General features: G+C 33.2%; 24 protein-coding genes and 1 pseudogene. 9 read left to right on the top strand and 16 right to left on the bottom strand.

The features are described 5' to 3' along the window. The first annotated feature begins 169 nt into the window (after nucleotides 1–169). Genes hemA through ERX46_RS09445 form a run of 3 tightly spaced genes read left to right on the top strand, consistent with a single transcriptional unit; the run spans nucleotide 170 to nucleotide 2,949 of the window. Nucleotides 170–1,393 (top strand): glutamyl-tRNA reductase, encoded by a 1,224-nt coding sequence (gene hemA / locus ERX46_RS09455; protein WP_165366200.1) that lies wholly within the window; start codon nucleotides 170–172, stop codon nucleotides 1,391–1,393. Then, nucleotides 1,390–2,274: a hydroxymethylbilane synthase gene (hemC, locus tag ERX46_RS09450; RefSeq protein WP_130093614.1), complete on the top strand. Its 885-nt coding sequence runs from the start codon at nucleotides 1,390–1,392 to the stop codon at nucleotides 2,272–2,274. Before hemA ends, hemC begins: the two co-directional genes overlap by 4 nt. A gap of 3 nt (nucleotides 2,275–2,277) precedes the next feature. Further along, entirely contained in the window at nucleotides 2,278–2,949 is a 672-nt protein-coding gene (locus ERX46_RS09445; RefSeq protein ID WP_130093613.1) for a uroporphyrinogen-III synthase, read from the top strand. Here the strand turns inward: ERX46_RS09445 and ERX46_RS09440 are convergent. The 3 genes from ERX46_RS09440 to ERX46_RS09430 all read right to left on the bottom strand — a co-directional run bounded on the left by ERX46_RS09440 (nucleotide 2,936) and on the right by ERX46_RS09430 (nucleotide 6,122). Continuing rightward, a complete protein-coding gene (locus ERX46_RS09440) occupies nucleotides 2,936–3,829 on the bottom strand; it encodes a S66 peptidase family protein (RefSeq protein ID WP_130093612.1) in 894 nt (297 codons plus the stop codon). The two genes, ERX46_RS09445 and ERX46_RS09440, sit on opposite strands and share 14 nt — an antisense overlap. A gap of 5 nt (nucleotides 3,830–3,834) precedes the next feature. Further along, on the bottom strand, nucleotides 3,835–4,689 hold the full coding sequence (locus ERX46_RS09435) for a ChaN family lipoprotein (RefSeq protein ID WP_130093611.1): 855 nt from the start codon (nucleotides 4,687–4,689) through the stop codon (nucleotides 3,835–3,837). A gap of 176 nt (nucleotides 4,690–4,865) precedes the next feature. After that, nucleotides 4,866–6,122, bottom strand: a complete 1,257-nt coding sequence (locus ERX46_RS09430; protein ID WP_130093610.1) for a carboxypeptidase-like regulatory domain-containing protein — start codon at nucleotides 6,120–6,122, stop codon at nucleotides 4,866–4,868. A 372-nt stretch (nucleotides 6,123–6,494) separates the two neighbouring features. Between ERX46_RS09430 and ERX46_RS09425 the strand changes: the two genes are divergently transcribed. Next, nucleotides 6,495–7,613 carry a DNA polymerase III subunit gene (locus ERX46_RS09425; RefSeq protein WP_130093609.1) on the top strand — a complete coding sequence of 373 codons (1,119 nt, stop codon included), beginning with the start codon at nucleotides 6,495–6,497 and terminating at the stop codon, nucleotides 7,611–7,613. Between the two features lie 20 nt (nucleotides 7,614–7,633). Here ERX46_RS09425 and ERX46_RS09420 read toward each other — a convergent pair whose 3' ends face one another. Both ERX46_RS09420 and ERX46_RS09415 read right to left on the bottom strand, forming a co-directional pair. After that, on the bottom strand, nucleotides 7,634–8,026 hold the full coding sequence (locus tag ERX46_RS09420) for a DUF7793 family protein (protein WP_130093608.1): 393 nt from the start codon (nucleotides 8,024–8,026) through the stop codon (nucleotides 7,634–7,636). 134 nt (nucleotides 8,027–8,160) lie between these two features. Further along, entirely contained in the window at nucleotides 8,161–8,553 is a 393-nt protein-coding gene (locus ERX46_RS09415; protein ID WP_130093607.1) for a DUF7793 family protein, read from the bottom strand. 149 nt (nucleotides 8,554–8,702) lie between these two features. On the opposite strand from ERX46_RS09415, the gene ERX46_RS09410 reads away from it, so the two are divergent. Then, entirely contained in the window at nucleotides 8,703–8,987 is a 285-nt protein-coding gene (locus tag ERX46_RS09410) for a hypothetical protein (protein WP_130093606.1), read from the top strand. Between the two features lie 102 nt (nucleotides 8,988–9,089). After that, nucleotides 9,090–9,944, top strand: a complete 855-nt coding sequence (locus tag ERX46_RS09405) for a hypothetical protein (protein ID WP_130093605.1) — start codon at nucleotides 9,090–9,092, stop codon at nucleotides 9,942–9,944. 97 nt (nucleotides 9,945–10,041) lie between these two features. Here the strand turns inward: ERX46_RS09405 and ERX46_RS09400 are convergent, their stop codons facing one another. Genes ERX46_RS09400 through ERX46_RS09385 form a run of 4 tightly spaced genes read right to left on the bottom strand, consistent with a single transcriptional unit; the run spans nucleotide 10,042 to nucleotide 13,361 of the window. Then, nucleotides 10,042–10,452 carry a hypothetical protein gene (locus tag ERX46_RS09400; protein ID WP_130093604.1) on the bottom strand — a complete coding sequence of 137 codons (411 nt, stop codon included), beginning with the start codon at nucleotides 10,450–10,452 and terminating at the stop codon, nucleotides 10,042–10,044. 10 nt (nucleotides 10,453–10,462) lie between these two features. After that, the gene (locus ERX46_RS09395; protein WP_130093603.1) at nucleotides 10,463–11,689 is read right to left on the bottom strand and encodes a serine hydrolase domain-containing protein; all 1,227 of its coding nucleotides are present in this window, start codon (nucleotides 11,687–11,689) and stop codon (nucleotides 10,463–10,465) included. Beyond that, nucleotides 11,667–12,371 carry a lipoyl(octanoyl) transferase LipB gene (lipB, locus tag ERX46_RS09390; RefSeq protein ID WP_130093602.1) on the bottom strand — a complete coding sequence of 235 codons (705 nt, stop codon included), beginning with the start codon at nucleotides 12,369–12,371 and terminating at the stop codon, nucleotides 11,667–11,669. Before lipB ends, ERX46_RS09395 begins: the two co-directional genes overlap by 23 nt. 3 nt (nucleotides 12,372–12,374) lie before the next feature. Next, nucleotides 12,375–13,361, bottom strand: a complete 987-nt coding sequence (locus ERX46_RS09385; RefSeq protein WP_130093601.1) for a bifunctional phosphoglucose/phosphomannose isomerase — start codon at nucleotides 13,359–13,361, stop codon at nucleotides 12,375–12,377. Between the two features lie 345 nt (nucleotides 13,362–13,706). On the opposite strand from ERX46_RS09385, the gene ERX46_RS09380 reads away from it, so the two are divergent. Further along, nucleotides 13,707–14,402, top strand: coding sequence for a response regulator transcription factor (locus ERX46_RS09380; RefSeq protein ID WP_130093600.1), 696 nt, complete (start codon nucleotides 13,707–13,709; stop codon nucleotides 14,400–14,402). Nucleotides 14,403–14,641: 239 nt separating this feature from the next. On the opposite strand, the gene ERX46_RS09375 is transcribed toward ERX46_RS09380, so the two are convergent. From ERX46_RS09375 to ERX46_RS17505, 5 genes are all read right to left on the bottom strand, one after another. Then, nucleotides 14,642–14,890 carry a hypothetical protein gene (locus ERX46_RS09375; protein ID WP_130093599.1) on the bottom strand — a complete coding sequence of 83 codons (249 nt, stop codon included), beginning with the start codon at nucleotides 14,888–14,890 and terminating at the stop codon, nucleotides 14,642–14,644. A 175-nt stretch (nucleotides 14,891–15,065) separates the two neighbouring features. After that, on the bottom strand, nucleotides 15,066–16,508 hold the full coding sequence (locus tag ERX46_RS09370) for a type I restriction-modification system subunit M (protein WP_130093598.1): 1,443 nt from the start codon (nucleotides 16,506–16,508) through the stop codon (nucleotides 15,066–15,068). A gap of 3 nt (nucleotides 16,509–16,511) precedes the next feature. Continuing rightward, complete coding sequence (locus ERX46_RS09365) at nucleotides 16,512–17,405, bottom strand: HNH endonuclease family protein (RefSeq protein WP_130093597.1); 894 nt, start codon at nucleotides 17,403–17,405, stop codon at nucleotides 16,512–16,514. Next, complete coding sequence (locus ERX46_RS09360) at nucleotides 17,402–19,117, bottom strand: AAA family ATPase (protein WP_130093596.1); 1,716 nt, start codon at nucleotides 19,115–19,117, stop codon at nucleotides 17,402–17,404. Before ERX46_RS09360 ends, ERX46_RS09365 begins: the two co-directional genes overlap by 4 nt. Then, nucleotides 19,114–20,628, bottom strand: coding sequence for a restriction endonuclease subunit S (locus tag ERX46_RS17505; RefSeq protein ID WP_165366199.1), 1,515 nt, complete (start codon nucleotides 20,626–20,628; stop codon nucleotides 19,114–19,116). The genes ERX46_RS09360 and ERX46_RS17505 overlap by 4 nt, the downstream gene beginning before the upstream one ends. Nucleotides 20,629–21,244: 616 nt before the next feature. On the opposite strand from ERX46_RS17505, the gene ERX46_RS09350 reads away from it, so the two are divergent. Both ERX46_RS09350 and ERX46_RS09345 read left to right on the top strand, forming a co-directional pair. Further along, nucleotides 21,245–21,679 (top strand): deoxycytidylate deaminase, encoded by a 435-nt coding sequence (locus tag ERX46_RS09350; protein ID WP_130093595.1) that lies wholly within the window; start codon nucleotides 21,245–21,247, stop codon nucleotides 21,677–21,679. Then, nucleotides 21,672–23,261, top strand: a complete 1,590-nt coding sequence (locus ERX46_RS09345) for a S41 family peptidase (RefSeq protein WP_130093594.1) — start codon at nucleotides 21,672–21,674, stop codon at nucleotides 23,259–23,261. Before ERX46_RS09350 ends, ERX46_RS09345 begins: the two co-directional genes overlap by 8 nt. Before the next feature lie 52 nt (nucleotides 23,262–23,313). On the opposite strand, the pseudogene ERX46_RS09340 reads toward ERX46_RS09345, so the two are convergent. Both ERX46_RS09340 and ERX46_RS09335 read right to left on the bottom strand, forming a co-directional pair. Further along, nucleotides 23,314–23,612, bottom strand: a pseudogene (locus tag ERX46_RS09340) (HigA family addiction module antitoxin). 465 nt (nucleotides 23,613–24,077) lie between these two features. Next, the gene (locus tag ERX46_RS09335; RefSeq protein WP_130093593.1) at nucleotides 24,078–25,634 is read right to left on the bottom strand and encodes a sensor histidine kinase; all 1,557 of its coding nucleotides are present in this window, start codon (nucleotides 25,632–25,634) and stop codon (nucleotides 24,078–24,080) included. Nucleotides 25,635–25,705: the final 71 nt, after the last annotated feature.

Below are 25,705 nucleotides of genomic sequence, written 5' to 3'. Positions count from 1 at the left end.
ATATTAATTTTAAATCTACCCAACAAAATCATATAGAACCATTTTTGTCTAAAAAAGACAATATCATCCTATTTAGTTTATAAACATTCTAAATAAGAAATTCTGACAAAGCTATGACAATAAAAACAGGCGTTATCACGATATTTACAGCAAAATAAGGGAAAAGAGAGTGAAAGGGATCCACATATTTGCATTTACACACCGCCAACTTGAGGTTAATCAGATTGGTAGGTTGCATATTGCCCCTGATCACCAGAAAGAAAAGCTTACTTTACTGAAAGAAAAATTTCAGTTAGACGAATTGATGTATGTTTCAACATGTAACCGCGTTGAGTTTATCATTTCTAAAAAAGAAGAGATAGAAATTCCTGAATTCCAACAATATTTACAATTCTTATTTCCAGATTTCGACCAAGATCAAATCAATTTATTTGGTCACCAAGTCGAAAGATATAGAGATTTTCATGGGGTGGAACACCTAATTAAAGTGACTTCTTCTATTGATTCTATGGTGATTGGTGAACGAGAAATCATAACTCAAATTAGAAAGTCTTTTGATATTTGTAAAGAGTATAATCTTACGGGAGATTCTATTCGATTAATGATTAGACACACCATCGAAACTGCGAAACGTATTTATACTCAGACAAACATTGCACACAGTCCGGTATCAGTTGTTTCATTGGCATATCACACTTTACGTGTAAAAGACATTCCGCTAGATGCTAGAATCCTTATTATTGGTGCTGGGGTAACCAACACCAACATGAGTCGTTTTTTGAAGAAACATGGATTTACTAATTTTTCGGTATTTAACCGTACATTAAGTAAAGCTCAACTATTGGCTCAACAATTAAATGGTGAGGCTTTTTCTCTAAACGAATTACCACTTTACAAAAAAGGATTTGACATTATAATTACTTGTACAGGATCAGATTCTTCTATTATAAGTCCTGCGCTGTACGAACATTTATTACAAGGAGACACCGATTCAAAAGTGGTGATAGATTTAGCTATCCCAAGCGACTTGCACCCTCAAGTAACACAGGATTTTCCACTAGACTATATTTCAATTGATTACTTGCAAAAGATTTCTTCTAAAAACTTAGAAAAAAGAGCTAGAGAGATTATTCATGTTGAAACAATCGTTGAAGAAGCAGTTGGAGTTTTTAAATTATTAGCTCACGAACGTGAAGTGGAAAGAGCAATGAGAATTGTTCCAGAAACAGTAAAAGAAATTAAAGCAACTGCAATAAAACATGTTTTTGCCAAGGAAATGGAAAGTCTTGACGATCAATCAAAAGAAACAGTTGAAAAAATCATCGCTTATTTCGAAAAGAAATACATGAGCGTTCCCATGAAAATGGCGAAAGAAATATTACTTAAAAGATGAAGAAAATAATCATTGGATCACGTGGAAGTGATCTTGCATTGTGGCAAGCAAATTTTGTAAAAGATGAGCTACTGAAATTAGGTCAAGAAGTTGAAATCAAAGTAATCTCTACACAAGGAGACAGAATTCAGCACTTGAGTTTTGACAAAATGGAAGGAAAAGGATTTTTCACAAAAGAAATTGAAGCTGCTTTGCTTGACAAATCCATTGATTTAGCGGTTCATTCACACAAAGATTTAGAAACAACTTCTCCAGCAGGATTGCAAATTGCAGCAGTTTCCTACAGAGAAGATCCTTCAGAATTATTATTGATCAGAAATGAATCTGTTGATGACAATGAAGTTTTCGGAATTAAGAAAAACCCTGTTATCGGAACTTCTTCAGCGAGAAGAAAATCACAATTGATTACCTTCCGTGACGATTTTGAAATAAAAGATTTAAGAGGAAACGTTGGAACGCGCGTAAATAAACTAAGAGATGGTCAATACGACGCTATCGTTTTAGCAATGGCGGGTATTAAACGTTTAGATTTAGATTTATCAGATTTAACAATAAGTACTTTAGATCCAACATTGTTCATTCCTTGTCCTGCACAAGGCGTTTTAGGACTTCAAATCAGAGAAGAAGATACTGATTTAGCCAAGATTCTTAAAGCAATGAATGACGAAGCTGTTCAAGAGAGAATTGAAATAGAAAGAGGAGTTTTGAGAAAGTTAGACGGAGGTTGTCAACTGCCATTAGGGATCTTTTGTGACGAGGACAAGACTGTTCATGTAGCATTCGCTGAAAAATGGGAAAATGGCGCTAAATTCAGTACGTATTCTGCTGTTGATAATCCTGATATCATCAACGAGATTCTCAATGAAATACAACCGAAATAATCAATGTTATTCATCTCCAAAAATGTAACACAGCCTGAATTTTTAGCTTATGTTAAGGCTGCGGAGATAAATATCAATGACACTTCAATGATTTCCTTTATTGAAGCTCCTTTTGATTGTCCAACAATAAGTTTTGATGTTATTTTCTTCACCAGTCCACGTTCAGCAAAATTCTATTTAGAGCGTTGTTCCATTCCTTCAAATGTTGATATTGCAACGATAGGAAAAGTAACTTCAGATTATGTTTCAGCACAAGGTTATTCGATAGCTTTTACTGGAGTAACAAGTGGAATTCCCGCTTTGGTCAGTAAAGAGTTTAAAGACTTTGTAGGGAATAGAAAAGTATTATTTCCGCAATCCAATTATTCGCAACGTTCGATGCAAGAGCGTTTAGAAAATCAACAAATTACAGATTTAGTCGTTTATGAAACAGCGCTAACACCGGTTCATCTTAAAGAAAAACCTACTGTTTTAGTCTTTACGAGCCCAACAAATGTTGAATCATATTTGCTAGTCAATAAAGTTACAGAGGATCAAAAAGTAATTGCTTGGGGAAAAACCACAGAAGCTTTCTTGAATAAAAACGGCATAAAAGCAGATCAAACGCTCACCTACTCTTCTTTTGATGAATTAAAAGATGTTTTAGAAGCGCACTTCTACCCTATTCGAAAATAAGTTCACCAGAATTAGAACTAGAGATAAACGTAGCTTCTTTACCAAAAACTAGTGCGCGGTTATCATCTAAATGTCCAGCTGGAAAATCAAATGCAATAGGAATTGAGTGATAAGTAAAGTGAGACTTTATGATTTCGAATAAATCACTCCCATAAGGCGGATTGGTATCTTTAATTCCGCTAAAATCGCCTATAATTAATCCCCGAATTTGATCTAATATTCCGACTTTACTCAATTGATAAAAGTGTCTGTCTATCGCATACAAATGTTCTCCAACGTCTTCCAAAAACAAAATTGTATTCTGATAATCTGGTTGGTGCTTTGTCCCTATTAAACCCGTTAAAACAGTAAGGTTCCCTCCTATTACTTTACCAGAGACTTTACCTTCAATGTTCTTGGTATTTGTTTGCCATTCGTAATGTAAACTTTTGTTTTGAATTCCAGCAAATAAACTCTCCAAAGCAGCTGCTGAATTGGTTTCAAAATTTAAGGGCATTGTTGAATGAATTGAAGCCGCTCCAAGCTTTGCCAAATGCTGATGAAACACCGTAACATCAGAAAAACCAAGCAACCATTTTGGGTCATCAATAAAACCTGCCCAACTTATTCTGTCAATTATTTGAATACAACCATAACCGCCACGGGCACATAGAATGGCTTTTACGTCATCATTATCAATTGCCCACTGTAAGTCTTCTGAGCGTTCTTTTAAAGTTCCAGAAAAATAATTATGCTGACCTAAGCAATGTTTAGAAACAACAGCTTTGAAACCATTTTCTTCGATAGTTTTTACAGCGAAATCAACATACTGTTTTTCAATTCCTTTGGCGGGTGCAACAATCGCAATAGTATCGCCTTTTTGAAGATTTTTTGGTAACATTGTCGCTAGTAAGTTTTTGTCATTTCTTTATCAATCACCAATATATAATCGGCTTGACCTTTAAATTCATCCTCCAATTTAGAAACATTTGACTGCTCAACAGTTGAAATGGTGATGATATTTAGCGTATTGTCTTTACGTTTCAAATACCAGTAAATACCTTCAAAATTCTTACTGTGGTAGTCGCCATTAAAATGAATGAATTGATTTTTATTTGATTGATATTCTTCATAGATAAAATGAGCCATCGTAGCGTCCTTTATTGCTTGGGCTTTTGGGAAGTTTGGGTTTGCATGGTCACTCATCAAAGTCAACATCGATTTATATCCTGGTAATTCAGGATCATAGGCAATAGGAAGTGGTGCAACACATGATTTCTCCTCATCTGTCAATTCGGTTTCTAGGGATTCCAGACCATTTCTATACACTTGACTTGCAAATTTCCGAGGAACATTAGTAGCAATAAATGACAAATTATTTTCTTTAGCGAAATCAACCAAAGGTTTGTAATCCGTTTTATAATTTATCCATAGAGACGCCACAGAATCTAAATGTTTTTGGGAAATCTCACCAGATATATAAGCATTAACTTGTTTTTGATTATTGGCTTCTAGCATCTCAGCACCAAGAGAAATGTTGTGCTTTGAATGCATTTTTTGGGTAGTTTTCAATTGTAACCAATGTGCAATTGGATTATCGTGTAATTCACCAAACAATATGATTTCGCTACTCTCTATTTGCTTAAAAAATTTATTTACACTTATTTTCTTTCCTTTTTTATTGTACAATTGGAAAGGCTCTACGTTTTGTGCAGTAGCATATTGACCAGCTACCAGTAGTAATAATAGAAGATATTTCATAAATTAAATTTTTACAAATATCAACAATCTAGCGTTTAATTAACGTGCCTAAATGGTTTTCTTTTTTTCACAATACGAATACTTCTAAATCCTGTGAAAAGGTTCCTAAATTAAACAACATCAAAAAAGGGTTGTCTTTGTTAAGACAACCCTTTATCAAGTGTGATATGAATAAATTATTTTTTATACTTTTTCTTTAATTCATCTAAGTCTTCACCAATTTCTCTAAGGTCTTTATCTAGCGCTTTATGAGAAGCTGTGATTTTCTCTTGCTCTTTACGTGCATCTTCTACATCAATTTTACCTTTCTTGATTTTTTTATCTAATTTCTCCTGAGACTTATCAAGTTTAGCTCTTTTACCCTGAATATTCTCTTGGCTTCTTACGAGCTTAGCAAGACTTTTTGTGTACTTTTCCTCTGCTTTTGCTGCTTTACCGGCTACTTTAGCTTCTTGTTCAGCTTCTTTTCTAGCACTTTTAGCCTCTTTAGCAGCCGCTTTTTCAGCTTTAGCTTTATCTTTCTCTTCCGCCGCGGCTACTTTTGCCTCCTTAGCACGTTCCTTTTCAGCATTAGCTTTCTCTTTTGCTACCTCTTTTTGAGCCTTTGCTTTATCTTTGGCATCATCCTCAGCTGATCTTGCTGCTTTTTCTGCTACTTTTTTTGCTGCTAAAGTTGCAACTGCTGCTTCCTCCGCTGCACGTTGTTTTTCTAATTCATTGATGCGTTGGTCTCTTTCTGCTGCTTGTTGTTCACGTGTTTTTTCGTCAACCACCGTATTGCCCAGCTTCTTTTCCATTTCTGCCGCTTCTTCAGCAGTTTGCTTAGATGTTGCTCTTTTTGCAGCTGCAGCAGCTTCGGCTTCTTTTAGCTTCTCTTGCTCTGCTTTAGTTTTTTCTGCATATTCAGCTGCGTTTTCTTGAGATGACTTTGCAGCTTCATTTGCTTTTTCAGCCTCTTTTCTAGCTTTCTCCTCTTTTTCTGCTTGTTTTTTTAGTTCCTCTTCACTTTTATCTGTGATTTTATCAATATCACTCGCTACTGCAGTCGTTATTACTCCAGTACCGCGAACCATTGCAAATTTATAATCACTTCCTTCTTTTAATATAAATCCAGTTAAAGACTGAGTTTTGTATCCGTCTTTTGTGATTTGTAGAGTTGTTGCTCCGCCAGAATAGCCATCAACTTTTAAAGATACGTTTCCATTTTTATCAGAGGTAGATTGTGCTAATGATTTTCCGTCTTTCATTACAGAAACAGAAGCACCCTCAACTGGTTTACCTAAATAAGTAACCTTAACTTTAAAGCTAACTGATTTTCCATCTTGAACTGTTTTTTCAATCGAAAAATTTGTATTTGTGGAAGCATAAGTCAATGGAGTTACCATTAAACCTAATGTAAATGTAGCGAGTAGTGCAATGTTTTTATTTTTCATTATCGTTCTTTATTAATTGTACTATGAATGTACATAATTGTTAAGTCATATCCTACAGCAAGTTCACAACTTTTCTAAAAACCTTGTAAATGAACCATACTAAATGACTTAAATCATATTTTCAAGTCTTTACTATAAAACTCTAAATACTGCGTTATGCTTTTTTGAAGTTTTCTTATCATAAATTTAAAAATCTTTCGTTTTCTTTCGGACACTATTTATCTTGTCAAGGTAAGTTTATCGCTTCCGAATTAGTGATTTTAAAATTTCATTCAATCAAAATTCAAACCTATCTTTTATACTTCTAAACTTATGACAAGCTTTCTTTGAAGATTTAAAGTATAACCAATTAGAATTATTTATCTTTATCCAATGCTTTTTAAAGATGTATTAGGACATAACGACCTCAAGGAAAAGTTTATCAATGATGTAAGAAGTCAGCAGGTTTCTCACGCCCATTTGTTATTGGGTAATATTGGATATGGCGGCTTATCAATCGCTTTGGCCCTGTCACAATATTTGATGTGCGAAAATCAACGTGAAAATGATAGTTGTGGCGAATGTTCAGCATGCAAAAAAGTTCAAAAATTAGAACATCCAGACATTCATTTTTCATTTCCAACTGCTCAAGCAATTTCTAAAACTTCCGATCCTCTCTTCCCTTTATGGAAAAAATTAGTACTGAATAATCCTTACACTGGACTAAATGAATGGATTAATGCTTCAGATGACAAGGGAAGAAAACCTATAATTTCCGTTCATCAAAGTGAGGAAATTATTAAAAAACTGACTTTAAAGTCTTTTGAAGGAGGATATAAAATCAGTATTATCTGGTTGGCAGAAGAAATGAATACTGCTTGCGCTAATAAATTATTAAAGATAATTGAGGAGCCACCAAAAGATACTTTGTTTATTTTGATTGTTGAAAATGAAGATACGGTATTGCCAACAATTTTAAGTAGAACTCAAATTACCAAAATAAAGCAATTAAATGACGATGAGTTGGTTGGTTTTCTGAGAAATCAAGGTCATTCAAACGAAGACTTGTTAAGAAGTGTTTCCTCTCGTGCGGAAGGAGATGTTTCTTCAGCTTTAGAAATGATCAAAGCAGGAGGAAACTCTAATATGAACTACCAACGTTTTGTTGAACTAATGAGAGTTTGCTACAAAAAAGAAGTGCTACCCATGATGTTTTGGGCTGAAAATATGTCCAAAATAAGTCGGGAAGAACAAAAACACTTCATTAAGTACGCTTTATATATGGTGAGACAAAGTTTAATGAAGAATTATACTGAAGATCAATTAATGCGTACTTCAACTGATGAAGCAACATTCTTAGCTAAATTTGCACGTTTCATCACTGGAAATAATGTTTTGGAATTTAATGATTTATTTAACGAAGCACATTACAATATTGAACGTAATGCGCACAGTAAAATATTGTTTACTAATATTACTTTTGAAGTGATGCGCTATATTCATAAAGCTTAATTAAGCTTAATTAAGCTTAATTAAGTTTTTAAACTCATAAGCCAAGCAATCGCTTTGTCATTTGATTCGAAGTAACCACAACTGTAAGATTTCTTATTTATTTTAGTTGCGGCTTTCATAGCCAAACGATGAGAAAAACTCTTGACCACATAAGCATTGGCTCTAATCGTTAAACTCCTTTTGTCAGACTGTATATATTTTATAGTTTCCTGAGTAGGTAAAACAAAATCATCATTACTCGTTGATAAAGTTAAGCCCAGAGGAAGTTTTGTAAGAGAAAACCTCAAAGCCTCAATTTGTTGCGCTTGATCAAGAGTTATAGGGGTTCTATCTAAAATATGAATATGAAAAACATCATTATCATAGATAATTATATTTGCAAAACCCAATTCCTTTTTTACCACAATTTTCATGAAATGAATGTATTTCTACTTATGTATTAATGAATAAAGATACCGAAATAATTATTCATTTGAAAAAATAATTTGATGAACATGAAATTTTGGAGTTATAAAATCATATTAAATTATACAATGAATGTTTGCCACTAGTCTTTTATACTCAAAAGCCATTCTATAGCTCTTGAATCAGTAGAGAAAAAAGAGATTGGAGTTGCCATCTTTTTTAATCCAGTTGCTGTTTTTATAAATAATCGTTGAGAAAAACTTTTAATAACAAAAGCATCTGCTTTTATAGATAAAGTTCTGTCTTTAGATTGAATATAATCAATTGCATCTTGAGTAGGAACAATGTATCTGTCTGCACCGGTTGACAACATCAATGCTTTTTTGTCTCCCATAACGGAAAGTCTAAACTCATAAACTTCTTTTACTTGGCTTAGTGTGAGGGGTGTTTTACTTAAAATATGCGAATGAAAAATTGCATTATCATAAATAACTATATCAACGAAACCCAAAGATTTTTTTAGTACAACTTCCATAATGACGACTGTTTTAAAGTGATTAAAACTAAAATTCTTCAGTAATTAAATGATCTCTTTTTAAAAATAATAGTAGTTTTCAACAAGACCCAAAACAATATACTTTATAATTCCCTATATTTGTTTTAAAATATTAAATTTTACTAGTTATGGGAAATGCAAATGCAACTATTTGGAATAAATTTTTAGGCGAAGATTTGGAAGTAAACCGTCTTGGAATCATCAGTGTAGTATTACTAGTAACTGGTTGTTTGGGCGGAATAACTGTTGGTATGGGAGCTGTTCATCACACTTGGCAATTATTTTTAATTGTACTTCCAACAATGATGACATTATCGTTTCTTATAGCTGTTGGTCCATTGAAAATAATTTTGAACCTTGCTGTACTTACTGTTATTATTGACTTGATAATCTTGGCTATCAATATTTTATAATTCAAACTTATCGATATTGATGACAATGCTCAATCATATTCGATAGTGTGAAGGATATAACAAGGTGTGAGTTTCATGCCTTTTTTTGCTTTTTAAAACTTTATGAAAATTAAAATACTTCTTAGTTTCATTTTATTGACTGCTGTTTATCAGCCCATCTTTGCGCAACGAAAAAGTAAATTGAATACAAATGGGCAAGGAACATTATTTGCTCAAATAGGGTATAACAGAAGTGCATACAATAATTCAAATGTTGTATTGAATGGAAACCAATATGATTTCGTCCTCAACAATACCAGTATCCAAGACAATGCGGAAGGAAAAGGAATGGGCTCATTTTTATCAAGCTCTTCTCCACAATTCAATATAAAACTGGGCTATTTTATTAAACCAAAATGGGCCATTACAATTGGTTTTGATCGCTACAATACTTATTTCGAAAACAACCAAACTGTTGGACTAGAAGGAACTTTTGCGCCTGAATCACATTCAGATTATTCTGGAAGTTATAATCAAGATATTTTATTCACTAGAGATCAATTCAATATTGAACAAAGTGGTGGAATAAATTTTATTTCAATTGGTGTTCAGCGCAATGACCAATTTTTTAAGGCCAGAAAGGCAGAATTTGCATTTCAAACGCTTTATGGAATTCAAGTTGGACCGCTCCTAACACAAGTAGACTATACTTTTGACGCAAATACATCGCCTCGTGTTTCTTCATTGAGCGGAATTGGTGCGGCGGCTAATATTGGAGTTCGTTTCGAATTTGCCCAATACATTTATCTTCAATTAGAACTCGACGGAGGAATTTTGAATCAAAACAAAATCAAATTAACAGCCAATGGATCTGCAACAGGTGAACAAGTTGTTGGATTTGTATCTCCATCTGTTCATTTAGGATTCAATATTTTTGCACGATCACAAAATGATTGTGGAACATGCCCTAAGTGGTAAATAAGGAGAGCGAGAAAGAGAGAAGAGAGCGAGGCTAAATTGCTGTTTTTTATCTGCTAATCTCAGCGAAAACTCAGCGCCTTCGCGGTTAAAATTTTCATCCAATCATTACCCCTTTCAAGTTCAACAAAGGAATATACTCGAAATTCTCTTCTTTTATTAAATCAGAGTGGAAAACATATTTCTTATCATACATTTTATTTCCAATCCAGAAGCAAACCCAATATTCATTTGTTAAGGCCATTACATCTTCCATAATAGGTTCTACTTTTTGGGCAGAAAATGGAATAAGACCACCCAAATCCTTTCTCAAGGTTGTAGTTTCTACTTTGTCTCCGTTCTCTTTGGGAGTTGCGTATCCTTTAGAAGTAATTAAAACTTGTTCTAAAATATCTTCGCTTTCATTGATGAAATAAACGTCGTAAACAATCACGTTGTCTTCTCCTAATTCCTGTACTATTGCAACATATACGTTTTCTACTTCTGGACCTTTCAACTCCTCTTTCATATTCTAATCTTTATTGGGCTATAACTTCATCAAGAATGGAAAAATAATTAAAAAGATCTAATGTGTGGTATTCTTTGTAACTGTTTTTAAGCACAAAGTCGAAATCATCCTTTTTCTTTTTGGGAATAAAATATTTTTCTTTCCTGTCGTGACCAGTTCTTACCATTATAACATTCAAAGAAGGAATGATAATAATATACTGACCTAATATTCCGCGTGCATAAATAGCAGGATTTTTTGGGTGATTGAAAATCCAAAAATGCAATCCGTAATGTGCAGACTTCAAATTAAATGGCGAGGTGAGTGTGGTTAAAGTTTTCTCAGTAATTATTTGCTCTTCTCCCCACTTTCCGTTGTTCAAAATAAGTTGTCCAATTCGGGCATAATCGCGTGTTGTAGCATAAGCACAGCAAAATGTTTTTTCAACGCCATTTTCATTGTCTAAACTCCATAACAAATCATTTTCGGAACCAATCTTAGACCATATATTTTCTTGAAAGTATTCTGTTGCATTCTTCCCGGTAGCATTTTCTAAAATAAGGCCAAGCAACTGACTGTTTCCACTTGCGTATTTGAATTCAAAACCTGGAGCATCTACAAACGCTTCTTTTTTCATGAATTCAGTTAATTCTGAAGTGTAATATGCTTCTGCATTATCAGATAATGGATTACTTCCACTTTCTGACCAATCTAAACCGCTTGACATGCCCAAAAGATGTCGAATAGTGATTTCTTCATCGTGTGGTAGTTCGAAGGGAAGATATTCGGTTATTGGCGCATCAAACCCATCTATTTCACCTTTATCCACAGCAATTCCGATGAGTAGTCCAATAAAACTTTTAGCCATCGAAAAAGAATTGCTTTTTACGCTTTCCGAATGCTCTCCGTAATAAGATTCATGAATGATTTTTTCATCTTTTACAATTAAAAATGAAGTGGTTTTTATTTCATTTAGAAAATCGATTGACTCTTTGGATAAAGTAACATTTGTCGGTTCCGACTTCCATTCTTCTGGAGATTTATCATGACTGGCAACACGCACTGGGAAAAGTATAGAATCATAAATTCCTGGGCCAGATTTTCCTTGTAGATATGTTGCTGTGATTCCTTTGTAAAGATATGTTTTACCAGAAATAAAAATGATGAGATTAATTAACACAAAAAACAACAAAAAGAAGAGAAGAAGGCGTTTTACCTTTTTCCAAAAACCTCTTTTATGTGTTGATGTATTTTGCATTAAAAAGTGAAGCTACGTGATTTTGAAGTTTGGTTTTTATCTCACCCATATCTACTGGATGACCCAACTCCTTCTCAAGTGAAGTTACACTTTTATCTTCAATGCCGCAAGGAACAATGAAATTAAAATAATTTAGGTCTGTATTCACATTAAACCCAATACCATGCATGGTAACCCAACGAGAGGACTTTACTCCCATAGCACAAATCTTGCGCTCGTTGTTTGTTCCACCATCTAACCAAACACCTGTATAGCCTTCAACTCTTCCAGAATCAATTCCGTATTCAGCTAAGGTTCTAATGACAGCTTCTTCCAGAAAGCGCATGTATTTGTGAATATCCGTAAAGAAATAAGACTCTAAATCAAAAATCGGATACATTACCAATTGTCCAGGACCATGATAAGTGATGTCACCTCCCCGATTGATTTTATAATAAGTTGCATTGATTTCCTCTAAACGGTCTTCAGAAAGTAATAAATGGGATTGATCTCCACTTTTTCCTAAAGTATAAACATGAGGATGCTCACAAAACAACAAATAGTTTTTTGTTTGTTCTGTAGTTTCATTTCTACGGATTTCTATTTTAAGATCTACTGCAGATTTAAAGAGTTTCTCTTGATAATCCCACGCCTTTTTATAGTCGATAGAACCTAAATCTTCCAATATCACCTCAGCCAACATAAATTATGCTTTGTCTAATGTTCCTTTTAAATAATCAATCACTTTCACTTCAACAGCATCAACTTCGTTCATATCTGCCAAAAACAAAGATGCCCAATCAATAATGTGAATGAAATAAAATGATTCTTCAATAAGAGATTTCCCTCTACCATGAATAGAAAGTATATTTTCTGTTTTTCCACCAATAATTTCTTGACTCAATTCTGTTCTTTTGATATTTCTATCCGTTAAAAATTGAGAAATAAAGAATACTGCAGCAAAACTATTATCTCCTCCTGCCCAACCCACAAGTTCGTTGTGGTTCATTTCAGGAATAACGTGGTGCCAACATAAACGCTTACTGTTTTCGTTGATTTGCTGACGTGCACGAATAGCCACAAATTCTAAATCGGCATCTGTATAAAACATACATTGCTTTTTGAAAAGGTGTTTTGCTAATTTTTTAGCTTCGTCTTTAATCGTAATTAATTCATCATTCAACAAATGACGACATTTTGCAATTGTATCAATCGCATTTGTATCAATAATTCCTGCAACAGCTAAAATATTAATCAACTGAACAGCAGAGAAAGCCAGCATGCTACGTGGTGGATTTCCGCCAGGTAACTTTATAAAATCGTAATGATTTTCTTTACAAAAACGAGCCATTTCACCTCCAGAGCTTACACCAACAATTGTTGCACCTTTTTCGTTAGCCATTTTCACAGCAGTTAATGTTTCTTCGGTATTTCCTGAATACGAAGAACCAATCACCAATGAATGCTCATTTACAAATGAGGGAACACTGTAGCTCTGAACCAGAACAATTGGAAGACTCGACTGATCGGCAAACAGCTGTGAAACCATTTTTCCGCCTATTCCAGACCCTCCCATTCCACAAATAACTACATTGTTAAAGGTTTTGTTTTTATAAAAAGAAAGATCACTGCGTGAAGCTATTTCTATAGCATCCGCAATTTGTTTTGGAAATTGAGCAACCAGTTTATCCATTAATATTTGTTGTTTTATTCTCAAAAGAGCAAAATCAAATACCCTGTCGGTAATTAATTGACTCTAATTTTCTGTAAAATAAACGAAAAAAAGACGATTAAACTTACTTGTTCCCATATAAATTTTAGAAATTCTAATAACCTCTGTTAACTTTGGTGAAAATGCATGGATTATAAAATGTATTTCTGCCGTTAAACTCACTGTGAATTGTATTTTTGTAAGTTACGATTAATTGATTTTAAACATTTTCTCCATCTTCTCGTATTTGAGTTTTGGAAATTATAAATTCATGATCTCATTTCGGTAAAACATTTATAAAATAAAACAAGCGAATAATAAAGCATAATGCCAAACAGTTCTAAAAAAATATTACTCATAGAGGATGAGCAAAGTTTAAGCAACGTGGTTGAATTAAACTTAAAGCTTGAAGGCTTTCAAGTGGTTTGTATTTCCAATGGAAGAACCGCAATTGAACACGCCCACAAAGTTGGAGAATATGATTTGGTTATTTTGGATGTTATGTTGCCAGAAGTAAGTGGTTGGGATATTTGCTCCATGTTTAAAAGTGTTGCCGACACCCCAATTTTATTCGTTTCTGCCAAAGGAACTTCTTCAGATAAAATCAAAGGACTTCGCTTAGGAGCTGATGATTTTCTTGCAAAACCATTTGATCTAGAGGAATTACTGTTACGTGTTCAGGTTTTGATCTTAAGACACCAAGGCAAAAAACCTAAAGAACAGCATTTAGAAATAGGAGATTTTAATGTGAACCTGCTCACTTTCGAAGTAAAGAACGAGGAAGACCTCATCACTGAATTGTCAAAACGAGAAATTGAACTTTTACATCTTTTTGTTGAACATGAAGGAGAGGTTTTGTCACGTGATTTCATTTTAGACCAATTGTGGGGAAAAGATACTTATCCAACCACAAGAACGATTGATAATTATATTTTATCGTTTAGAAAGTTGTTTGAGGTGGATGCTAAGAATCCTGAGTTGTTTCATAGTATTCGCGGGGTTGGGTATAAGTTTACGGGGTAGTTGCGCTGTAATGGCACGCGGATGACGCGGATGCAAGCAACACGGATTTTCACGGATTTTTTATCTGTGGTGAATTCAATTCATGCAGTAGTCAGTATAACGAATTTTGAACTTTTCGCAGTAATAAAGTCAGCCTAATACTTATTATTGTGATACGAAGCATAATTATTTATTTTTGTAATGATAGCTTTGAATCATTATTCGATATTTCCGAATTACCGAACCTTTATGTAATTTTTTTACAGACTCTCTCTTTCACGATTAAAGTTTTTTGCATCTTTCAACTCAGTAGTGATTTCGTCAGCTGATTTGTCTGAAACCCAAGAACCATACAAAGAATTAAGTGAAACTTCCTTTTTGGCCTTTTTTGAACTTTTTAATGATTTTGAAAGTCGAGCTATAATTTCCAATTTATTATCAGAACTTAAATTTTCCAATAACGAAAAATAGTTGTCTATCAAAGTTTTATTTATATCTGCAGCTTTCATATTTCAAATTCTTGCTAATTAAAAAACTACGAAATACATTTTCTATTCTCGATTATCTTATAGGTTTTTTTTAGACTTCTGTTTTATAACCAGTCCACAAGCAAAAAAGCTCGCGGTAGCTGGGTAGTCGACATTTGAACAAAATTATAATGAGCATAGTTGCCTTGGACTGGCATCATTCTAAATTCTCCTTTATTGATTTGAAACTAACTAATGCGCTTTCAATATTTTCAATTATCTCGTCAAGTAAAATTTCTGGCTCTGGAAGATTATCTAAATCAATTAAACTATCGTCTCTTAACCAAAATATATCTAAGTTGGTTTTATCTCTTGCTATTAACTCTTTGTAAGTATATTTCCTCCAACGACCAATTTCATTTTCAGGACTCCATGTTTCTTTCCTTTTTTTCTTATTTCCAGCAGAAAAGCATTCGATAAAATCCGAAAGATGTTCTAATTGAAGAGGATTCCTCTTAGGCGTATGTCTTATGTTGGTTCTATAATCATAATACCAGATTTCTTTTGTAGCATTTCCTTTATCAAAAAATAGAACATTTGCTTTTACACCTTGTGCATAAAATATTCCAGTAGGTAGCCTTAAAATTGTATGTAAGCTAGTCTCTTCAAGAAGTTTTTTTCGAATAGTTTCTCCTGCACCTCCTTCAAATAATACATTATCAGGTAAGACAACAGCTGCACGCCCATCATCTTTTAGCATTGTTACAATATGTTGCAAAAAGGCTAATTGTTTGTTACTGGTTGTTACCCAAAAATCTTTTCTCAAAAAGTATCCGTCCTTTTTTGACTGCTTTAAATCAATAGTTGGAATATCACTACTACTTACGCCAAAAGGAGGGTTTGCTAAAATAATATTAACTTTTTCAAAATCTTCAACTTCTCCTTTTTCACATCGTTTTAAACTGTCTGTAACTTCTATTTCAGGTGTTTCTTTTAAATCACCAACTCCATGTAAAAATAGATTCATGAGACACAAACGGGCAGTTGATTTTTCAATTTCCCAACCATGAAATGTTTTAAATTTCAGGAAATCAGCATCAGATTTGGATAACTTTTTTTTATTTAGATAATTCAATGCTCCTAAGAAAAAACCACCCGTTCCACACGAAGGATCGGAAATGGTCTCTTTAGGTTTCGGTTGGATACATTCAACCATAGTGGTAATTACAGACCTTGGAGTAAAATACTGTCCTGCGCCACTGTTTTCTGCATTTTTTTGTAATAGGGACTCATATATTTCTCCCTTAACATCAAATTCTTTAGAAGTCCAATCTTCTTCATCTATTAGCTTTATAAGTTTCTTTAGCTTAACTGAATCATGTATCTTATTTAATGCCCCAGCAAATATTTTATTGAGCATACCTCCTGATTTAGAAAGTGTTTTCAGAACTTCTTCATAAGTTTCAACAATTTGGTTGGTTGATTTTAGAAATTGCCAATCACATCCTTTCGGAATACTGTATTGTTCTTTATTCTCATCTGCCATTTTAAGAAATAACAAATAAGTTAATTGTTCTAAATAATCACCATATCCAAGACCATCATCTCTTAAAGTGTCGCAAAACGACCATATTTTTGCTACTAATATATTTGTTGCCATAATTTATACAATTGCTATCAATGCATCCTCTAGCCATTCAAAGCTTTCTTCTGATTTTTTATCTTTTATATAGTTAAATACTACTATTGAATGTGGCATTTTTTTATTGGCCAGATTAGCTAATTTATTAAAACATTCTTCAAATATCTCATCAATTTTTTCATCATTATCCTTATATACAAATAAGTCATTTTGGGCATCTTCTACAATTTCAATGCATGTATTCCATACACGCGCCCGACCTCTAACTAAGGGTTTATGTAGCAGTCCATAACATTTTATCGAGAGAGCAGCCCTTAAATGGTTAAGTGAATTATCATCTGAATTATATGTTTCATAAGGCATTCCATCTTTATCAAACGAAAGGAGATTAACATCTCTAGCATTAATAGGGTCAAGTAGGAGAGGTTTTTCACCTCTACATTTGATGTCTTTCTCCTTCGCTACTTTCGACCTATCTTTCAAAGGAAAATAATTTCCTTTTCCATGAGTTTCTTCACCCTCTTCAAATCGACCTTTTCTTAAGAGGTTAGACAAAGAACCTGATAATCGAAAATTTCTCCAATCGTAAGACATCCACCAATAACCTTCTTTTAATATTTCTTTGCCATCTTCATCAATAGACTTACCTTTAGGTCTGAAATGGTCAAATTGCCATTCTCCAGAATTTTCTTTTGATTCCGTGTACCAACATTTATCACCTGATAACTCGGAAAACGCTGCATATAATTCTGTCCAAATATTGTTTTTATGCCAATACGCAGCGCGTTCTTTTTTGTTTCTCCCTTCTATTGCTTCAAGGTGAATCTTGGCATTCTTTTCCCAATTAGAAAAAGAGCCTGTACCCTTAATCCTATCAAAAGTTTCCTTTAAATCACTAATAGATATAAGCCTCATTTTCTTTCTTCCTTTTTTTGCTTTGCGATTTTCTTTGCGATTTCCTGGCTTCTTTTATTTAAATTACTTTTCTCTTCTTTTGAAAATTGAATATTTTGAAATGATTCAACTTTTGACATTTCTTTCAAATATTGTTTAAACCAGTAATCTTCGGATTCTTCATAAAATCCAAGTTTTTCCATTTCTGATTTTAAATCAGAATATTCATCTTGCTCACTGCCAAATAATTCATTTCTCATCAATTTCCCTTGCAAATATCTTTTTCTGTTTAGTTTTATTTGAGTGGTTTTATCAAGAATACTAGGTAGGCCAAACAATTCGCTTGTTAATATTCCAGCAACCCCTAATCCCTGCGGGTCAATATCTGGCTCAATAGCAAAATTTAAAGCTTGCTGTTTTAATTCTTCAAATTTACCTTTTGATTTTCCTGCATTGAGATGTTGAGTTTCTATTTCCTTGCCAAACAAACGTACTTGGGATTTAACCATGCTTCCAATTACCAAAGGGTCATGTGTATTTATTATTATTTGTGTTGTTTTGTCCTCTTCTAATTCATCAATTTCTTCACCAGATTCAAGTTTGTTCTTAGATTTAACAAGTGTTTTTAGATAATGTAAATAATCATATTTCCATACTGGATTTAGGTGCGTATCTGGCTCATCTAAAAGCACTAATGATTCATCTTCCCTAGTAAAAATCAATAATCCAATAACTGTCAGTAATTGTTGTTCACCTTCACTGAGCTCTTTAAATGTTACCTTACCATCTTTCTTTTTTTTGACGACCACTTTTGCTTCTTTTAGCATATCTGAAATATAGCAGCTTTCAAGTGCTTTAAATAAAGATGTATTATTGGGTTTCTGATTAATAATGTCAAAGTACTTGCTTGCAAAATTTTTAAGTGACTCCTTATCCTTTAGATATAAATAGAGATGATTCTCTTTCACGCCTTTACTTCTAAAATCAGGGTAAACTGTTGCTTTGTGATAAATTGGTGAATATGAATAATCCCAAACAGCATCCAAAAAGTCTTTAACTAAACCTTCAGCTCCCCAAAATTTAGGGTCGCCTTTTTCATTATCCCATTTTGCTTCTTTGAGAACAAACAGAATAGAGTCAAGGTCTTCTATACCTAGTATATCCTTTAAAAATACTTTAGATTTCTTTTCCATTCGTTGTAACGAAAAAAATGCCATTAACACGAAAAAACTATGAATAGGCTTTACATAAAAAAGTCTTCGTAAGCTATCTAACCGCCTGGTGTCAAAATCCTTTTTTATTATTTCTTTATAAAAATTTCGTTGGTGCTCCCAGAAAATTTCATCTAAACGATTGCTAGTACCCGAATAGTAGGTAAAAATATATTTGGGAAGATATTTTTTCTTTCCTTCATCGCTAAAAAAATATTTTAAGGAGGGACTTTTTGTTTCTCCTTCAATATTAATTATATAGTTTTTAACTTCAAGGTGCTCAATTGTAATAGTTTTACCATGACATTGATATCTAATCCAATATTTGAATTCTGGAAATCTTCTTGTACTCGAGTTGGATAAGTCAAGAAATTTAAAAATCTTAACAAGAGCTTCAATAAAATTTGATTTTCCAGTAGCATTTTGACCAAGTAGTACTGTGTTCATTTGATTTTCATCCAGATCAATACAGAACTTTTTAAGATTCTTGAAATCTTCTATATATACTTTGTCAATCCTCATTTTTTCAAACTTAACAATGAGTTTAATCCTTTTCTAGTTTCGACTACTTTTTCGCCTAACTCTTTTAATTGAGCATAGAACTCTACAATATCCTCATTATGTTTACTTTCTTGCCAAACTATTTTAGCTAATATTGGTTTGTCAGAAGATTTAAGAACTTCCTCGATACTTAATGATTTCCTCATTTTAATTATTTTTTTAGGTCTATTTTTTTTGAACTCTACCTGTTTAGTTAAATATTTTTCCTTTTCAATTTTTATTTGCTTTAGGAGTCTACTGGCAGGTTCATATGTGGGGTCTTGTAATACCAATCTACCTTCAAAGGCTTGCTTTAAAATAGAGTTTCTAGTTAATTCAATAACTTGAATACTCTTGTTGATTGTGCTTTCAAGATTATCTATTAAAGAAAATTTTGAATCAATATCTTGGACAATTTTTTCTTGCTCACTTATTGGTATTAAGCTAGTTTTATATAAACTGAAATCATCATATGATAGCCGTGGTCTATCGCCTTTTGCTTTATTGGTTGCATATTCAACAAAATCATCAGAATGCAATAAGTATTTCAAAAAATCAGTATTTAATGAGTCCGAGCATTTAAGCACAAAAAATTCACCTGAACATACACCTTCAAATTCAGCTTTATAAACTTTATTTAGATTTGGCCGCATTCTTGAATAAAGAATATCTCCTTTACTAAAGCGAATTCCAGAACTTGAAAAGTTATTATACTCATATATTTGGTGTAATTTCAAACTATTAGGATTTATAGAACTTAAACTTATAAAGTTATATTTTGATTTCTTATCTGGTTTAATGTTAATACCAATTTTAGAAATATAATCACCTAATTTAGACTCCTTAACATCTGAATTAGTAACAGATTTTTTTAATATAACTTGTCTGTAGAGTTCCAATTGCTGCTTTGCTTTTCGCAATCCTTTTTCTGATTGATCAAGTTCAGTGAAGATTGTTTCTATTTTTGAAACTATTCTAGCTTGTTCTTTTAGGGGAGGTAACGGAAATGGTAATTGAGAAAACTTAGAGGCTGATAACTCAAGAAATGTTGTTCCACTTGCTACTTTTTCAGCTTTTGATTTTAGGGTTTTAAAATAGTAATATACATACTCACTGTTTAATGATTTTGTTGGAATCAGGTTCTTAAATCCTTGATTAGTTGCTAGTTCATTTTTAGTAATTACCGTATAACCAATAGGAGCACGAGAGGAGAAACAAATACTCCCAGCGGGTAATAATTTTGCAGAAGAATAATCTAAACCCACTTGTGTAATATTTCTCTTCCCTCTTGAAATGAATTTGTCATTGTAGCCAGATAAATCGGCAGGTGTTATCCATGCAATCTCACCTCCCCAAAACTCTTTGTTTCTGGTTGAAGGAGTACCTCCACTTTGAATAATACCAATTTCACCAATTGTAGTCCAAATCCATCCTTGAGGTAATTCAACGGTGTCTTCTGACTTATTAAGTATTTGATGTTTTGAAGAATTCACACGTTTTTTTTAAACAAATTAAATTAATAGATCATTTCATCGATTGTGACTAACCAGCCAAATATAGTTAACAAAAGTATTCTAAGCTATTTGATGTTCAGTTTTCCGCAAGAAATACAACAATTAGCTCAAATCCAAAGCTAATAATTAATTCCAAATACTTCGTTTATTTTCAAGACAATCCAACAACTCTTATCTCAAACATTCATGCAATCTATAATTGTTTATTTTGCAACTAATACAATCAACCCATCGACCGCATTAAGGATAGCAGCGGCATCCTTTTTATTACAACGAGTTGAAAACTCGCTTTAATAAAAAGATACAGCGGAAAGCCCGACCCTGATATTCTTTGGAGTTTACGGAAAAGAAAGTCAGGGTAATGCCCAAAAAAAGAATCACACCTTTTAAAATTGAATCATCAGGGTTCTCGATAGAAATGCGGGAGCCAAAAAAAACACACCTCTATCTTCAAAGCTAAAAGTTAATAAATCGACTCAAATAGCCTCAAAAAAACACAAATTCTAAACCCAGTTCCCCAATTCTCTAAACACTTATCGTACAATTGACGCTCAAAATAAAATTAACCCTATTTTTGTCAGCATAATTAAGGAACATGAATAAAGCAAAGCAACTTCGATATGATAAAGCGTATTTACGCATGGCAAAGACTTGGGCTCAGCTCTCGCATTGTGCGCGTAAACAAGTGGGCGCTTTGATTGTTAAAGATGATATGATTATTTCGGATGGATACAACGGAACTCCATCTGGTTTTGATAATTGTTGCGAAAACGAGGAGAACAAAACGCATTGGTATGTGCTTCATGCAGAAGCAAATGCTATTTTAAAAGTAGCGAAGTCGACCAATAATGCGAAAGGTGCAACGTTATACTTAACAATGTCACCTTGCAAGGATTGTAGTAAAATGATTTTGCAAGCAGGAATAACGCGTGTTGTTTACATCAATCATTACAAAGATGATTCTGGTGTACATTTTTTAAAAACAGCTGGAATTAATATCGAGCAAATAACAAATATCGAGAATGAATAGCTCAAATAAAGCATTATATCCTTTAATAGGAAGTTTACTTGTTGCAGTAGGAATATTTTTAGGAATATTCTTGACGGATGGAAAAACTTCTAGTTCTTCTTCTTCAATTGAAGGAAAATACGAACAAAAATTGGCTGATATTATTCAAGTATTGGATAGGGAATATGTTGATACGATTGATAAAAAGCAGTTGTTTGAGAAAACTATTTCTGATTTATTACATGGATTAGATCCACATTCAAATTATATCGCGGCAGAAGATTTAGCGGCAATGAGTGAAAGTATTCAGGGTAAATTTGGTGGTGTAGGAATACGTTTTACTATTTATGATGATACTTTGAGCGTTGTAAATGTGATAGATCAATCTCCTGCTTTTAAAGTTGGAATTCAGAAATTTGATCAGATTATTAACGTAGATGGTGAAGACATTGCGAATGTTGGATTATCTAATGAACATGTGAGAGAATTGTTGAAAGGCGAAGAAGGAACACCGGTAAATATTACTATTCTGCGCAAAGGAGAAAAACTAAATAAAAAAGTCATTCGTGGCGCTGTCCCTATTGAATCTATTAGCGCTTCCTATATGTTGACCGATGACATTGGATATATTCGTTTAGGTCAATTCAGTATGCAATCAGCGAACGAGTTTTATGTTGCTGCAATTGCTTTAAAAGGCCAAGGCATGAAAAAAATGGTTTTTGACTTACGTTACAATGGTGGTGGAGTTTTAGGAAGTGCTGTTTCTATTTTAGATGCAATTCTTGAAAAAGGAACTCCCATTGTTTCAACGAAAGGGAAGAATAATCCAGAGAGAATTATTTATTCTGAAAGTAAACCATTTTTAGGACACGTTGATATGGCTGTTTTAATTAACAGTAGTTCAGCTTCTGCAAGTGAAATTGTGGCGGGTGCAATTCAAGACAATGACCGAGGAACAATAATTGGCCGTCGTTCATTTGGAAAAGGATTGGTTCAACAAGATATTCAATTAAAAGACGGAAGTAATTTGCGTTTAACAGTTTCACGTTATTATACACCAACAGGGAGAAGTATTCAGAAACCATACATGGAAAACTATGAGGATTACATGATGGATGAATTGAATCGCTACGAAAATGGTGAATTATATGAGTTAGACAGTTCTTTATTGGCGGATTCACTTAAATATACCACTCCAAAAGGAAAAATCGTTTATGGTGGTGGTGGAATTATGCCAGATATCTTTGTTCCATTAGACACAACAGGAAGTTCAATGTACTACAGAAGATTGCAATATGCGAATGTCTTCAATGAGTTTTCGTATCATTATGCGCGTTTCAATGACTTAACTAAATATAGAAATGTTCAGGCTTTTGATCGTGAATTTAAATTAACTGAGAAAATCTTAAATGATTTCAAAAAGTATGCTGCTGACAAACATGATATTGCTTTTAATGAAAGAGAATATCAGTTATCATTGGAGCGTATAAAAACGAGTGTTAAAGCTGAAATTGCGCGTCAAAGATGGTTGGAATTGGGTGCTTATTATATTTTTAATAAGAATGATAATGAAATCAATACGGCTATAAAGGCATTACAGTAGGGACGATTTACAAATCGTCAGTACACTGCAATGATAAATCACCGTACATGCATTAAGCTGCATTTTCTGTTATTGGTTTGATTTTTTCAAGTTGATTCTGTAATTCCAGTTGTTCTATTTCTAAATCAAAATCGTCCTGTAATCCAAGCCAAAATTTCGGTGTAGTTCCAAAATATTTCGAAAGTCTCAAAGCTGTATCTGCAGTAATCCTTCTTCGCCCTTTCAGAATTTCGCTAATTCTTGTTTGAGGCATGAAAGTTTCTTTTACTAGCTTATAGGCTGTTATTCCAAGGGAAGTAGAAATTCCTCTTTTAATATCTCTCCAGGATGTATGTTTTCTAAATTTTTCATGATTCTTTTTTAATCAAATAAGCATTGGAATTAGAATTGGAAGGACTAATGTAATAACTGTAAACAATGAATCCCCCACGTGTAATTTCCGGTGATATCCTTGACCCCAACTTGTTGACCAATATGACGTTATAATTGGCTCATATTTATAAATGAGTTTGAATAAGTATCTGGATAAAAAGTAAATAATGAGAAACAAAGCAGGAGAAAAGAAATGGTTTGCTGCATATCCGCCTTTCATTTGAAGAGACTCTATTCCCTGATATTTAAATGCAATAAAAGCCAAGAACAAACTGATTAATATGGCACTTATCAAAATCCACTTTTTTAGTAAAAATTTGTGACCTAACCAAAATATAAAGCTTACCCCGTAACCGATTATGAAATATATGTATGGATTATCCATTTAAATAGTATTGTCTTAATATAGTTTTCAATGAAATTATACGTTAAATATGATATCATTTAAGGCGTTAAAATAATCCTAAACGTAGTTCCTTTGCCAATTTCCGAATAAATTATCTTTAATCTTCCTTTGTGGTATTCGTGAATAATTCTCTTTGCTAATGGCAAACCTAATCCCCAACCTCGCTTTTTGGTGGTGAATCCTGGTTGGAAAACTTGGCGTTGTTGTGCCGGTGTCATTCCTTTTCCATTATCGGCTATGTCCATGATGATTTGACCATTATTTCTTGAAATATCGATGTCAATTTTACCTATTCCATCCATTGCATCTATTGCGTTTTTGCATATATTTTCAATCACCCATTCAAAAAGTGCGGCATTATGTGGAGTGACAATTTCATCGTCAGAAGTAGTGAAATTCAGTTCAACTTTTTTAGGAAAACGAGTTCTTAAGTATTCTAAGAAATGCGTCGTTGTGTGAACAATATCTTCATGTTTCAATTGTGTACTTGCGCCAATTTTTGAAAAGCGATCTGTAACTTGTGTCAGTCGTTCCACATCTTTATTCATCTCTTTGGCAATTTCTTCCATATTGTCCATGCCTTCTAACAATTGAACCCAAGCCATTAAAGACGATATTGGTGTTCCCAATTGGTGCGCAGTTTCCTTCGCCATTCCCGCCCAAACTTTGTTTTGTTCGGCTTTTCTGAATGTGCTAAAAATAATGTATCCAATTAAAATAAAGAGACCGATAATTACAAATTGAATGTATGGAAAATACTGTAGTTGAACTAATTCTGGACTTGTTGCATAAAACACATAACTCACTTCGTTTTCAGAAAAGCGAATTTCAATAGGATCATTGGCATTCGATAATTCTTTCAATCGCTGCGTCAATTGTAAACTATCGAGATCATCTTTCAAAAGATTTGAAGCGATAACTTTTTGTTTTAAATTATCTGTTAACACAACAGGAACTAATTCGGCATTCTCAATTAATTCTTTATTAAAAGCTTTAAAAAGCAAATCTCTTTCTTCCTCTAAGCGCAATATATTTCGAGAGTCATTATAGAAATAGGACATGAATAAATCATCGTAGATCTCAATTGTGAATGATGGATTGAATTGTTCCCAACTGTAGGCTAATTTAACCAAAGAATCTGCGAATAAATGTACAATTTCAAGGCTATCTTTTTCAGGAAAAACATTTTGTAATTCCTCTTTTGTGAGTTCAATATTGATATAAGTTGAAACTTCATCTTCTTGATCCAAAACAATCACAGGAATATCATCATTTCTGTTAATTATTTTTAGCGGAAAATCATAAGATTGCTGACTGTCCAATGAAGTTTTACGCGAAATTTCTTTCGTTGCATCAATCCATAATTGCATTTCACTGAGTTCCTTCTTCCGCAATTCCTCAAAAGAATTATTGGTTAAACGCACGAGTTCAGCACGTTTTTTAATTGCATCAGCCCATTGTGTTACACGTTCGCGCTCACGTTTTGCTACTTCATTAACAATTTTATTGGAAGCAAACAATGAAGCTCCAACCAATAAAATTGCGAGGAATAAAAGCGCAATTTTCCATTTTTGTTTATTTGAATACAGTTTCATTTGTTGGATTTTCTGTTATTATAACGGATCATTGTTATTTATCTTGCTTTTTTTAATTGGTTTAATTGTAT

The sequence above is a fragment of the Brumimicrobium glaciale genome, from assembly GCF_004152935.1.
In the GTDB taxonomy this organism is placed as follows: domain Bacteria; phylum Bacteroidota; class Bacteroidia; order Flavobacteriales_D; family Crocinitomicaceae; genus Brumimicrobium; species Brumimicrobium glaciale.
This window is presented reverse-complemented; position numbering and strand designations above follow the sequence as displayed.